The organism is Parachlamydiales bacterium, from assembly GCA_041671045.1.
Lineage (GTDB): Bacteria > Chlamydiota > Chlamydiia > Chlamydiales > JABDDJ01 > JABDDJ01.
In genome coordinates this window covers 137,616-151,786 of record JBAZCF010000003.1, presented here as the reverse complement: position 1 = coordinate 151,786, position 14,171 = coordinate 137,616, and the positions used below count along the sequence as shown (strand labels likewise).

The following is a 14,171-nucleotide window of genomic DNA, read 5'->3' as shown; positions in this document are numbered from 1 at the left end:
AGCCACTTCGTGGCAAAATACTGCTTCGCAGTTACGTATGAGTAATGGAGAGTAATCCTTAAAATTATTCAATAGAAAGTTATGTAGAACCGCAAGGACTTGTCGCCGCTTTCATTGCCCTCGACTTGTCGAGGGCATCTTACACAATGTTATTCAAAAGATTAAGTGTCCTCGACAAGTCGAGGACAGGGAAAACGGAGACAAGTCTCCGCACTTCTATACTAGGACATGCTTATATAAAACCCTAGCCATTTTACATGTACGTCTAAGTGTTTTAAGTTCTGTTTTATATTTTTGCTTAGTGTCGGTTTTTTACCTTTCTTCTTAAGCTCAATCTCCGTTTCAGTATTGTCCACAGGGGCAGCATTAGAATCTTGAACCGCACTTGTCTCTTCAGTAGCAGCCTCTTTATTCCTTTCCCATTCCTCCGTATACTCTAAAGTGAGCATAGGGTCTGTTGGCGCACTTTTTATATGCGGCATCTCTCCGGAATCAATTTCTAATAATTCTTCTGAATCAGAATCGTTATCTACAGAGCTATTTTCTTCTTTATTTTCAGTAGAAGCACTCTCTTCTTGAGGTACTCCGAAATCGGGAACAGTAAAATTTGGTTTATCATTATGGAATAAAACTAAAAGATCAAACTCCCTGGTATTCTTATAGGCACGCGAGAGCATTTGCTCCAACTCTTTGCGAGCGCTATCAATCCATTCACTCAGTTTTTCTCGTAGATCAAAAGCTTGGGCTTTATCCCCTTCCATTACAGATAAATCCACAAGTTGCCTTGTGCAAGCGATGTAACTGTCGATGACGTATAAATAAACGGAGATGTGAACATTAGCGAGCTCATATGTTTTGAAACCACTTATTCCCTTCTGAACCCATTCCTGGTAGAGCGCATATATTTTTTCCCTATTGGTCAGTAATAACGCATGCCCTTCATCCTTCGTCATCCATTTTGTAGGGTAGTTCAATTCTTTAAGCAAGACCAACACATTGTAAAAATCATATTCCTCCTGAATGAACATAGATTGTCGTTTGACAAAGAGTTTTAAAAGCTTGTCTTCTGAAGGAAGATCCAAACATTTTTGATACTCCAACAAAAAGTTATTCCATTGGGACAAGGTTTCTTTATGATGGGAAAGTTCGATTAAGCGTTTTTTTCCTACAAGACTGTCATAATATTCCTTTGCCAGCTTAAAAGTTTCTTCCAATGTAAGGTTGGGATCAAACATAAAGAATCCCGTCTTACCTAATAGATTTTTTCTAATAGTTTCTAGCGCAGGTTTAAGCGTTTTGAATTTTTCGTGTGTAATAGGATCCTTGTTTTTATCCGGATGGTATTTTCGTGAAAGTTTTCGATATGCCATTTTGAATACGGCAAAATCCTGTTCCGTACGCGGTACTCCTAAAATTTCATAAGGATCTTTTGGATCTTTCTTTTTTGAACTATCCGTGGCAGAGGTTGTTTCTGGTTTTGGTGTGGGCATTTCTTGATATATATAATTTTCTGAGTAAAGATATGTTGCGCAATGCTTCTTAATCTTATTAAACCATTCTTTTATGGTTTTTCTAAGGGTTTCTTTTTTCTCGATGCCATAATGTTCGCAGTATTTGTCTACAGTGATCCAATGTGTATCATTCCATATCTCAGGCAGGTTGAAACCACTCCATGCCTTCACATCTTTTTCTTTAAAAAATTGTTCAACTTCCTCTGCGGCTTTTAAAACTGCCTTGAGGGTGAGTTTTTCAGGAATAAATCTCCACTGGGAGGCTTGGTCGGTCATTTCTATGTTGGGGTATGAACGGATGAACTTCGCCTCTTTAACATAGACCTCCTTAAGTTTTTGACCTAATAATGCAGAAGCCTTCTGTTGAGGATAGACAGATAAAGATATGGCAGGAGGTTCCGGTAGAAAACGCTTGCTTACAGCATGAGCAAAGATATCTTCTGCCAACGCCCAATTTCCATCATTCCATTTTTTACTTAGTGAAAATGATCCTTCACTTTGTTTTATGACTAAGGATCCGTCATCCTTGATTTCTGAGAGTATCGTCAAAGGTCTGAGCAGAGAGTCTTTTACGTTTTCTTCGGAGCCGCTCATAGGGATATAATCCCACCAGTAGGACAATTTCCGGTGAAATGGATAAACACGTTTGACCATCTTTCCAATATGGTCCTTATTTAATATGCGACCCAATTCCGGATATACTTTTCTTTCAGGACGAGCGGGGTCGGATCCATTCACAGGTGCATTACGTAAAGGAATATTAAGTTTTTCTGCGAATTCCTTTGCCGTAAGCCAGTAGGAGTCTTCTACCGCTCTTTTGGACTCATTACGCCCTAAATAATATTGTCCCTCTTTTGTGCGGTGTAGTTTTAGACAATTGATGTGCTTACGTTTAGCTTTAAGGGGGATATAGTCCCAGATGTATCTCATATCACGTGAAGGATATACCCGTACCATATGCTGGCCTATATGCTTTTCAGAGAGTTTTTCACCCCACTCCGGATAAACTTTCTGTTGGGGGCGTTCGGGGTGGTGTCCATCGACAGGGCCGTAAGGGAAAGGAATATTCAATTTTTCCATAAACTCATCAGAACTCATCCAAAAACTATCTTCTTCAAAGGGTCTAAGATCATTGTTTCTGGAAAAGTAATTTGAAAAATAATTATGATGCAGTCTGCCCTTGAATTCGTCGATTTCATAACTTGCACTTTCTACTTCATCGTAGGTCTCTTTATTTGGAATAAACTGCCAATTATAACGTCTTATTTGCACATCTCGCATGTTTTTCTCTTCCTTGTAAGGATAGACACGAAGGACGTTACGGCCGATATGTTTAGCTGAGAGTTTTTCTCCCCACTCCGTATAAACTCTGGTTTTATTGACGGGATGACGTCCGTCTACAGGAGCAGATTCATAAGGCAAATCTAATTTAGAAATAAACTCGTTAATTTCTATCCAGTAGCTGTCTTTCAATACATTTGGCGTTAGGTAATTATACTTATCTAAAAATAATTTATTACTGCTTCTTACGTATGCGCTGACATCAATTAGCGCGTTAATGGTTAATAGACGAGGGATGATATCCCATTGGAATTTTTCCTTCTCAAGGTAAGGATAGACGCGGACAACTCTTTTATTGATATGCTTTTCTGATAGGGGCTCGCCTAACTCAGGAAATACTTTCCATTCGGGGTTTGTAGGATGATGCCCGTCCACAGGTTCGTAAACATAAGTTAAATTGAGTTTTTTGAAAAATTGGTTCAGCTCCATCCAGTAATTATCGTTGCAGGGACGGGAATACTTCCCCACAAAATACTTTCCATCTTTCTTAGATAACTCTACAGCTGCGTCCACGACAGCTTTTGGAGTTGCTTCTTTGGGAATATATTTCCATTTGTACGTTGTCTTACTTAAATAAGGATGCAGTCGAACGAGTTTTTTTCCTATCAAATCATCCGAGATTTTCTCGCCTTCCAGCTCTTTAAAAGATCTGCGAAAAACGTATCCGGGTAGATGCATAAATGCTGGATCATTTTCGAAAAAGCTGAAACCTTGTTTTTCGCAATAGGTATCCACAGGTGTCCAATACCCATCATTCCATTTGGTATCCATACGGAACCCCTGTTCAGAAGCATTACCCTCTTTAAAGTAGGAAAAGATTAAGTCTGTAGATGTTATCTTTCTTAATACTAAAGCGAGCTTGCGTACATCCAGAGTTTTAGGCTCACAGATGTAACACCATTGATACGCATGATTTTTTTGGTCGTAATGGGGGTAGCTGCGTACAAAAATCTTCCCTATATCAGCCTCTGATAAAAGTGGAAATTTCTCATCCGAAACAATGAGCTGCAATTTGACGGGGTGAGCTCCCCATTTAGGAGCGTCTGCAGCAGGACCATGTTCTTTTTTATAAGCAAAGTATTCATTAATAGTTATCCATACAGCCTCATTACATTCTATGGGGTATTCTTCGTCTTGCCTATGTAAAGAGAAAGTCATTGTCTCATCCGTCAGAGCTGTTAGAAAAGGGATCCTATTCTGCAACTCCTGAGGCGTTTCATTGTCTTTCGGCACAAAATCCCAATAATATTCGCATACGGCTTCATCAACCATGGGCGTGATACGGACAAACTTTTTACCTTTATCTTGGGGGGTGAGCGACCGGGCATTCACTTTTCCTGCAGAGATCACTTCTTGGTGGGAATTTGACGGATTAGCCCCATGTAAACGTGGAGCAGTCTTTTCGCGTATTTTTTCGCGGTGGTTTAGAAAATCCTCTTCTGTGATCCAATTGGCATCATTAAATTCGGGTAAAAAAAAGGTTTCTTTTCCATTCACTATAAAAAGAGGTTTTCTATCCACAAAACGAGAGAAAATCAGGGATGAATTTCGAATATCATCAAGGAACAAAGAAGGAGGAACAAATGTCCAAAGATGCTCTCCGCCTACAGTACATGGGTAAACACGTAAAACTTTTGTGCCTATCATCGAGAAAGAGAGACGGCTTCCCAGTTCTGAATATGTCTTCTGCGCAGTATATTCAGGGTTGAATTCTACTTCCGGAACTTTTGAGGTGGTTGCAGGAACGAAAGATCTTGCGTTAAGATTAAATCCAAGAGAGTTATTAACAGACATTTAATTAATTCCGTATTATAAAAGAGTATAATTTATGGAAAACTTCTTAAACAATCAATGAAATTTATGAAATGTTTATTCTATCCAAAACTTACTCAGAATAATAAAAAATTGTAATTATATTCGGTTAGTCTTCAGTATCAAATTCTTTGATACTTTCATCTTGCTGCATGGGAATTTCCGTAGTCGTCATAGTTTAATGGCAATATCTTGAATAATAGAAAATTATTTCTAGAGAGGATTTCTAAGAAAGGTTACAAGAGAAGTATTGAGAAATTTAACGAAAGACTAGTAAGATTAGCGGCAGCCGGGCTTGAACCGACGACACACGGATTATGATTCCGTTGCTCTACCAACTGAGCTATACCGCCGTACTCTTGAAAGAAAATAGCGGGGGAAGGATTCGAACCTCCGACCTTTGGGTTATGAGCCCAACGAGCTAACCCCTGCTCCACCCCGCGTCACACATTCATTCGAACGATGTACATAACTATATATTTCCCTGTATATTAACACAAGCGGTATGTTTTATTTTTCGAAAATAGCCTTCTTACGCTATTGACAGAGAGCCAACTAAAGAATAATATGATTTCTTTTGGAGGATTATCATGGCACAGAACTTCACAGAATCGGCAGGACAAGCGATTCAGAAAGCTTTTTCTGAGGCGCAGGCAAATAAAAACACCGAGGTTACCGAAAACCACTTGCTTCTAGGCTTTTTAGAAGAGTCTGAGGGGTACTTTAATTCACTTATAGAGAATTCCGGTGCAGAGCCACTCCCCTTAATAGAAGCTGTCGAGAATGAATTAAAACGACTGCCGACTTTTGCGGGGACAGGGGGAGAACCACAGCCCTCGCGCGGTCTACAAGGCATCGTCAACGAAGCGCAAGCGATTGCGAAGAAGTGGGGCGACACATATACAGGCAGCGATCATTTCCTTTTAGCCTTCTGGAAACTCGCAGGAGAACCTTTTGCATCCTGGAAGAAAAACACCCGCATTACATTTGAGAAACTTGAAAGTACGATTAAAAAGATCCGAGGAGATAGACATATGGATTCCCCTAACGCTGAAGGCAACCTCCAGGCCCTGGAAAAGTATACCAAAAACCTTACGAAGTTAGCGCAAGAAGGTAAACTAGATCCGGTCATAGGACGTGATGAAGAAATTCGACGTACAATGCAAGTATTGAGCCGTCGTACAAAAAACAATCCTATGCTTATCGGTGAGCCTGGAGTAGGTAAAACAGCAATCGCAGAAGGACTGGCATTGCGCATTTTCCAAGATGACGTTCCCGAATCCTTAAAAAACAAGCAGCTTTTAGCCTTGGATATGGGTAGCTTAATCGCCGGAACAAAATACCGTGGCGAATTTGAAGAGCGTTTAAAATCAATTTTGCATGAAATAGAGAAGAGCGAAGGTAAAATCATCCTGTTCATCGATGAAGTCCACACTTTAGTAGGTGCAGGCGCATCTGAAGGAGCGATGGATGCGGCGAATTTGCTAAAGCCCGCCCTGGCCAGAGGAACGCTGCATTGCATTGGTGCTACCACGCTGAACGAATACAAAAAGTATATTGAGAAAGACCCCGCCTTAGAAAGACGCTTCCAGCCTGTGTTAGTTGAAGAGCCCTCTTTAGAAGAAGCTATTGGCATTCTGCGCGGCCTCAAAGAAAAGTATGAGATCTATCATGGCGTGCGCATTACAGAGTCCGCACTCCACGCTGCAGTCTTCCTATCTAACAGATACATCACTGATCGACAGCTGCCCGATAAAGCGATCGACCTTATCGATGAGGCGGCAAGCTTGATACGTATGCAGATTGGCAGCCGTCCCCTGCCTATTGACACCAAAGAGAGAGAGCTAGCCTCATTGATCGTTGAACAGGAGGCCTTGCGCCGTGAGAACACTCCCACCTCAAAAGTTGAAAGCGAAAAATTAGAGGCAAAGATAGCCCAAATCAAAGAAGAGTTGGCCAAGCTTAAACAGCAATGGGAAGGAGAGAAAGAGCTTATCACCGCTGTAAAACAGAAAAAAGACCAGCTCGAAAGATTGCGTTTCCAAGAGGAAGAGGCGGAGAGAAAGGCTGACTACAATAAAGTTGCGGAAATACGCTACAACACCATTCCCGGACTCCAGAAAGAAATTGAACAGATCGAAGAGAACCTCAAGAAAAAAACACATCGCCTCCTTCAAGAAGAAGTGGATGAAAACTTAGTCGCGCATATTGTTTCCAAATGGACCGGCGTTCCGGTACATAGGATGCTGGAAGGCGAGGCGCAGAAACTTCTTCATCTCGAAGACGACTTAAGCAAGCGCGTTGTCGGACAGGAATTTGCTGTCACAGCTATTGCAGAAGCTATCCGTCGTTCGCGTACAGGACTTAGCGATCCTAATCGTCCTATCGGATCCTTCCTATTCCTTGGCCCTACCGGTGTAGGTAAAACGGAGTTGTGCAAAGCGCTTGCGGTTACGTTGTTCGACCAAGAAGATGCCATGATCCGTATGGACATGTCTGAATATATGGAGAAGCACAGCGTCTCTAAATTGATCGGCTCCCCTCCTGGCTATGTCGGCTATGAAGAAGGCGGTCAGCTGACAGAAGCCCTTCGAAGAAGACCTTATGCTGTTGTCCTCCTTGACGAAGTAGAGAAAGCCCACCACGATGTATTCAACATCCTATTGCAAGTCTTCGATGATGGACGTATCACTGATAGCAAAGGTAGAACTGTCAACTGTAAAAACGCTATCTTCATCATGACTTCCAATATCGGATCCGATAAGCTCATGGAGAAGCTGGAAAAGAGCAAGGGTAAAAAGATCACTAAGGAAGAAATCCTTTCCGTCTTAGAACCTATTCTTAGAACTCACTTCCGGCCGGAATTCCTAAACCGTCTAGATGACATCCTCCCCTTCCTGCCGCTCAAAGAATCCGATATGGAGAAAATTGTGGATATCCAACTCGACCTTATCAAAAAGCGTCTGGCAGATAAAGATATCACTCTTCACTGGGACGAAGCCGTCCGTGCGCATCTCGCAAAGGAGGGATACGATCCCTACTACGGAGCAAGGCCCCTCAAACGTCTTATCCAAACTGATGTCACGAACATGCTTTCTAAAGCCCTACTCGAAGGTGTTATACCACCGGAATGCGATTTGGAGCTCATCCTCAAAGACAGCAAAATCTCATATAAACTACGCCAAGAAGCCATTAGGTAGAAAAGGAGTATAAGGGGCCCTCGATACGTCGAGGGCCGTGAAAGCGGCGACAAGTCGCCGCACTCCTATACTAAGACATGATTGTCATTTCTAAGCGTGGATAGCGCGGCCTAGAGCAAGGAGTGAGGCTTCTTTGATAGCTTCGGAATATGTGGGATGAGCGAAGGGTGTTTCGGCGATTTGTTCCACGGTAAGCTTGGCAGCGATGGCTATGGCACCGATGGCAATAAGTTCTGAGGCGTGGGCTGAGACAATATGAAGGCCGATGAGGCGGCCGGAGTTTTTTTCACCGACGACTTTGACGAAGCCTTCAAGTTCACCGGTGCAGCGAGCACGCGGGTTACCGCGCATGGAGACTTGTCCGGTGATAATGTCCAATCCTTTGGCTTTGGCTTCTTGATCTGTCAGGCCAACGGAGGCCACTTCGGGATAGGTATATATTACATTGGGGATGGATAGGTAGCTGATGATTTTCTGTTTACCGGCGATGGACTCAGCGACGGCGATACCTTCTTCAGAGGCACGGTGAGCCAGGCCGGGGCCTTCGATAACGTCGCCGATGGCTAAGATATTGCTTTGCGAGGTGCGGAGAGAATCGTTGACGGGAATGCGGCCTTTGGCGTCCGTTTTGATACCGGCATTTTCCAACTGAAGGCTTTGTGTATAGGGTCTGCGTCCAACGCAGACCAGGACAACATCGGATGGGAGAGTTTGCTTTTGGTTTTCTTCTTCGAAAGTCACATCTTTTGTATTTCCGTTATCTTTAACATCTATGACTTTGGAGCTTAGGTGGAAATTTATGCCTTGTTTTTTCAGTATTTGCAGAAGGGTACGGGCAGCGGTGGGTTCTACACCGGGGCAGATATGGTCGAGCATTTCTATAATATCTACTTTAGAGCCAAGGCGTTGGTAGACAGATGCGATTTCAACGCCGATGATTCCCCCACCGATGACAATAAGGGAGGAAGGTATTTTGGGTAGGGATAGGGCGCCGGTCGAGGAGACTATTGTTTTTTCATCGAAGGGTGCGAAAGGCAGTGGTATAGGTTCTGAACCTGTTGCGATGATGAAGTAGTCTGAAGTTATATTTTTTTTCGATCCATCAGGTTGTGTGACAGCGATCGTATTAGGGTCTATAAAGGCTGCTGTACCTTCAACTTGGTCAATGTGGTGATGTTTTAGAAGGTTGCTGACGGAACTGACAAGCATATGTACAGAGCCGCTTTTATTTTCCATTATACGGTCGAAATTGGGAGTTGCATTAGGATTTTGCTCTTTAACCAGGGAGAAGACTTCGCTAGCATAGAGAAGAGCTTTTGAAGGAATGCATCCGACATTTAGGCATGTCCCGCCTAAAGTTTTATTTTTTTCTATGCACGCAGTCTTCAGGCCGAGTTGTGCGCAGCGTACGGCAGCGACATAACCGCCGGGGCCGCCACCGATGATGACAACTTGATAATCTTTCACGGACATATGTTATACCTCCAATAGAATGCGTGGAGGGCTTTCCAGCATATTTTTTATATGTACAAGGAATGAGACAGCTTCTTTTCCATCCACAAGCCTATGATCGTAACTAAGGGCTAGGTACATGATAGGTCTAATCACAATTTCATCATTGACGACGACAGCTCTCTTCTGGATTTTGTGCATACCGAGAATGCCGCACTGGGGTGCATTAAGGATGGGAGTAGAAAGCATTGATCCGAAGACACCGCCGTTGGTGATGGTGAATCCCCCGCCTTGCAATTCTTCGATAGTGATTTTCCCCTCACGGGCTTTCTTTGCATATTCTTCGAGTTTCTTTTCAATTTCCGGCATGGTGAGCTTATCACAGTCGCGTATGACAGGGACAAGGAGTCCTTTGTCGGTGCTTACAGCTATGCCGAGGTCGTAGTAATTTCTTTGTACGATATCTTCACCCTCGAGGTAGCTATTGAAGAGTGGGAAAGTTTTGAGTGCAGAGATTGTGGCTTCCACAAAGAAAGACATAAAACCTAATTTAACACCGTATTTCTTGGTAAAATCCTCTTGAAAGCGTGTTCTAATATCGATAATGGCCGACATATCCACTTCATTAAACGTAGTAAGCATAGCAGCTTCGTGTTGGGCGGCCACTAAGCGTTTAGCAATGGCTTTTCTAATTGTAGGAATTCTGCGTCTGCTTTCTCTCTCGGAAGTATCGCGCGGCTTTTCAGGTTGTAGAGGTTTTTCTGCCCGGGGCGCAGGCTCTTGAGCTGATGGTGTTGAAGCTTTTTGTGGTTTAGGTTGCAGTTCTTGGATAAAAGCATCTGCAGAAAATCGGATGGGTGCGTCGGATGCCTTACTAACTTGGATCTCCGGTGCGGGCTTTTCCTCTTTATTGACAGGAGCCGGGCTGTCTTTCTCTTTTGTTTCTTCTTTAACAGGAATGGGTGTAGAAGGTTCCTTTGCGGGGGTAGATTCTGCATCGGTTTCAACAAAACCTATGACAGTGTCCACAGGGACTTTATCCCCGACTTTAACTGTTAGGGAAAGTTGGCCGCCTTTGGGAGCGTAGACGACTTGATTAACTTTGTCGGTTTCAAGTTCTACAATTTCCTCATCCGCTTTGACCACGCTTCCGCTTTGCTTTAAGATAGCCCCAATGACGGCTTCACTGATGGACTCTCCCATGCGGGGAACTTTGATTTCTACTTTCATGTTCTAACCTTTAGGCGGTGCAGTTCTTTAGTTCAGCCAAAATCTCTTGATTTTGCTGTTTATGTAAATAGTAGGAGCCGGCAGCAGTGGAGGCAGAGGGTTTTCTGCCAACATACTTGATAGGAAGTTTTTCTTGAAATTCTGAATAAAGCAAATTCAGCATATAGGACCAAGCCCCCATATTTTCAGGTTCTTCTTGAGCCCAGAGGATGGAAGTCAGGTGCGGATACTTTTGAACTATTTTCTTAAACAACACATTATCAAAGGGATATAACTGCTCAACCCGGACGATGACCGTATTTCTTACTTTCAGGTCCTGAAGCGCCTGTACTAAATCAAAGTATATTTTTCCGGTACAAAGCAGAAGATGTGTAATGGCTGAAGGGTCAACCGCGCCTTCTTCGATAATTGTATGGAATTGCCCCTTGCTTAGTTCTGATCGGGAACTCAAGCATTTGGGGCTTCGTAAGAGTGCTTTAGGTGTAAAGACAACTAAGGGTTTTTTAAGTGATGAAAGGCCTTGTCTTCTTAATAAGTGGAACATCTGAGCAGGCGTAGTCGGATAGGCTACAGTCCAGTTGTTGTTTCCTGATAGCGAGAGGAAGCGTTCTATTCTTCCGGACGAATGTTCGGGTCCTTGCCCTTCATAACCATGTGGAAGAAAAAGGGTGATTGCAGATTTCTGCCCCCATTTTTGTTCCCCTGCAGAGATATATTGGTCCATGATGATTTGACCGCCGTTGGCAAAATCTCCAAATTGTGCTTCCCAGATGACAAGTCCTTGGTTGACTGTACTGTAGCCATATTCAAAGGCAAGTACAGCATACTCTGACAAGGGTGAGTTGTAGATGGAGAATTGTGCTTGGTCCTTATCCAAATGTTGGAGCGGCATGTATGGCTTGGAGTTTTCTTGATCGATAAGTACAGCATGCCGGTGGCTGAAAGTGCCTCTTTGAACATCCTGTCCTGATATACGTATAGGAACGTTATTCATTAATAGAGTTCCATAGGCAAGGTTCTCTACAGTCCCCCAATCCAATACCTTTTCATCTGCACCGGCTAGGAGGGCTTTACGGCGGTCTTGAATAAGTGATTGCAGCTTTTTATGTGCGGAGAACCCCTCAGGCAACGTGCTAAGATGAGTTGCTATAGATTGCAGGGCTTCATCTGCAACGCTTGTGTCTATATTAACCTCAAGAATACTATGTACGGAATTTTTCACTGCAGCGGTCGGTGCTTCTTCTTTCACCTTTATCGACTCCAGCTCAGCAGAAAGACTATTTGAGAAATCGCTTTCAAGAGATTCGGCAACTTTACGTTCCACAACACTTTGTTGAATTAGTTTATCGCGGTAGAGTTCACGAATCGGGCTTTTACCTTTGATTAACTGATATTCTGCTGGTTGGGTAAAGGCGGGTTCATCTGCTTCATTATGTCCGTACTTTCTATAGCAGTTAAGGTCTAAAAACACATCGCAATGAAATCTCTGACGTAATTCTATGGCGAGTATCGTCGCGTAGATACAGGATTCAGGATCTTCTGCATTCACATGGAAGACGGGTGAGCCAAAGGCACGGGCGATATCTGTGCAATAAGGGGTGGAACGTCCATCTTTAGGAATAGTAGTGAAACCTATTTGGTTGTTGATCACGATATGGAAGCTGCCGCCGGTAGCAAAGCCGGGTAAGTGTGATAACTGCAAGGTCTCATAAACAACGCCCTGTCCTGATAATGCAGCATCGCCGTGAATAAGCAAGGGAACAACGCGTTTAGTAGATCCTTGATCAATTTCCTGCTTGGCGTAGACTACGCCTTCAAGCACCGGATTGACAGATTCTAAATGACTGGGATTGGAAGGAATAAAGACGGTAACTTTCTTCCCTTTAGATGTCGTCACTTGTGAATGGTAGCCTTTGTGGTATTTGACATCTCCACTGCCTTCCGTAAGGGTGGGAACATAGTTTTCTTCAAATTCGCTAAAGACAGTTGCGTAGGATTTATTCATAATACTGGTAAGGACGTTTAGGCGGCCGCGATGTGCCATCCCGATGTAGAGTTCTTCCATACCTAATTCTGCGCCCGTTTCCAACAAGATCGCCAGCATAGGGATGAGTGTTTCGCCCCCTTCAAGGGAGAATCTCTTTTGTCCGGGATACTTTACGTGTAAAAAACTTTCAAAGAGCTCTGACCTATTCAACGACTGTAGTATATGTTTTTTTTGTTCTATCGATAAGGACGCTTTGAGAGTATTGCTCTCAATCTTATGCATCAGCCAATGTTCAATTTCAGGATTTTGAAGGTCCATGTATTCGAAGCCGATCTTCCCGCAATAGATTTGGCGCAAGGCTTGGATGATTTCCAATAAAGGGGCTTGCTCTTCTTGCATCAGACCGCAAGTGGGGTATAAATTGACCAGATCTTGTTTATTGAATCCCGCAGCTTCCAAGGAAAGTTCCCAAGGCTCTTCAATCTCTTTTAAAGAGATCGGATTCACATCCGCCATTAGATGGCCATATTTGCGGTAGGCATCGATCAAGTCGAACACTCTTTGATCTGTGCCGCTAACAATTTTCACTTTGGGATGGTACATCACCGACTGCTTAGAGGAATCTTCTGTGGACGCTAGGATATGTGGATGAGAGCTTTCGACTTCATCGGAAGTAAAGTTATTTTGCTCAAAAATAGCCCACCATTCATGAGGAACGCTATTAGGGTCTTTCTCATAATGGGAAAATAATTCCTCAACATATTCCGGGCTTGCCGCTAAGGCTAGCGATACAGTATTCAGATCCATTATTCGACCTTTATTGATATTTTGCTCTGCGGAGTGAGATCTGTGACTTTATATTTTCCCTTCAAAATATCCAAATTAGTTGCTAAGGGGTTGATTATCTTGGTTATGACTTCGTGTTTGAATTCGTTCAAGGAGTTATTTTCTTCATCCACTGTGTTATTTATCGTATCTCTATATTTTCCTTTAAGAAGCCCTATTTCATAAGTAAAATCTTTTCCAATGATATCTAGAGTAAGTTTTCCACAGGCAGAAGCCAATGCTGACAGGTTCTCGTCTAATTCCTTTGGAGTTGAAGACTGTAGAACCTTCTGTGCTGCTTGGGAAATTTTTTTGCATTTAAGTGCTTCAATAGAAAGACCGCTATGTAGAGTGCTTACCTCATCCGCTTCTTGCGCCGCTAATTTGGCGACTTTACGATGACGGTTGTAAAGGCTTGTCGCTACAGCTCCCAATACAATAAAAGAAATCCCGGCTACAATGGTTATTTGCACCCATAAATCGAGTTTAGAGAAGGTGTACAGCAATCCTCCAGCTGTTAACCCGGTACCCGTACTTTGAGCAACCACGCCCCCATTCTCAAAAACAGGTTTAGCCATTCCATCCACCATAGTTTTTTTTGGGGGATTGGATGATTTATTCTTATGGGTTTTTCGGGTTTCAGAAAAAACTTCTTTTAATTTATTTAATTGTTCAAAGGCTTGCTGTCCCGTAGTCCAAATTTTTTTTAAGTCTACATTAGTAGAATTGTCTGTAGGGGAAACTTGTGGGGGCTGACTGGATACGTCGAGATGAATCTGTTCCAATGAGGTGGATCTAGTTAATGACGACATA

At 43.0% G+C, this 14,171-nt stretch carries 6 protein-coding genes and 2 tRNA genes; 1 reads left to right on the top strand and 7 read right to left on the bottom strand.

The window, feature by feature from the left end:
* Positions 1-221 precede the first annotated feature (221 nt).
* From WC222_05200 to WC222_05190, 3 genes are all read right to left on the bottom strand, one after another.
* The gene (locus WC222_05200; GenBank protein MFA6915772.1) at positions 222-4,646 is read right to left on the bottom strand and encodes a DnaJ domain-containing protein; all 4,425 of its coding nucleotides are present in this window, start codon (positions 4,644-4,646) and stop codon (positions 222-224) included.
* 298 nt (positions 4,647-4,944) lie between these two features.
* Positions 4,945-5,017, bottom strand: a tRNA-Met gene (locus tag WC222_05195).
* A 17-nt stretch (positions 5,018-5,034) separates the two neighbouring features.
* Positions 5,035-5,107: transfer RNA gene (locus tag WC222_05190), tRNA-Met, on the bottom strand.
* Between the two features lie 147 nt (positions 5,108-5,254).
* Between WC222_05190 and clpB the strand changes: the two genes are divergently transcribed.
* A complete protein-coding gene (gene clpB, locus WC222_05185; GenBank protein MFA6915771.1) occupies positions 5,255-7,864 on the top strand; it encodes an ATP-dependent chaperone ClpB in 2,610 nt (869 codons plus the stop codon).
* 90 nt (positions 7,865-7,954) lie between these two features.
* Here the strand turns inward: clpB and lpdA are convergent, their stop codons facing one another.
* Genes lpdA through WC222_05165 form a run of 4 tightly spaced genes read right to left on the bottom strand, consistent with a single transcriptional unit; the run spans position 7,955 to position 14,170 of the window.
* Positions 7,955-9,337, bottom strand: a complete 1,383-nt coding sequence (gene lpdA / locus WC222_05180; protein ID MFA6915770.1) for a dihydrolipoyl dehydrogenase — start codon at positions 9,335-9,337, stop codon at positions 7,955-7,957.
* Between the two features lie 3 nt (positions 9,338-9,340).
* Entirely contained in the window at positions 9,341-10,546 is a 1,206-nt protein-coding gene (gene odhB / locus WC222_05175; protein ID MFA6915769.1) for a 2-oxoglutarate dehydrogenase complex dihydrolipoyllysine-residue succinyltransferase, read from the bottom strand.
* A gap of 10 nt (positions 10,547-10,556) precedes the next feature.
* On the bottom strand, positions 10,557-13,340 hold the full coding sequence (locus WC222_05170) for a 2-oxoglutarate dehydrogenase E1 component (GenBank protein ID MFA6915768.1): 2,784 nt from the start codon (positions 13,338-13,340) through the stop codon (positions 10,557-10,559).
* Positions 13,340-14,170, bottom strand: coding sequence for a hypothetical protein (locus WC222_05165; protein ID MFA6915767.1), 831 nt, complete (start codon positions 14,168-14,170; stop codon positions 13,340-13,342). Before WC222_05165 ends, WC222_05170 begins: the two co-directional genes overlap by 1 nt.
* Position 14,171 lies beyond the last annotated feature (1 nt).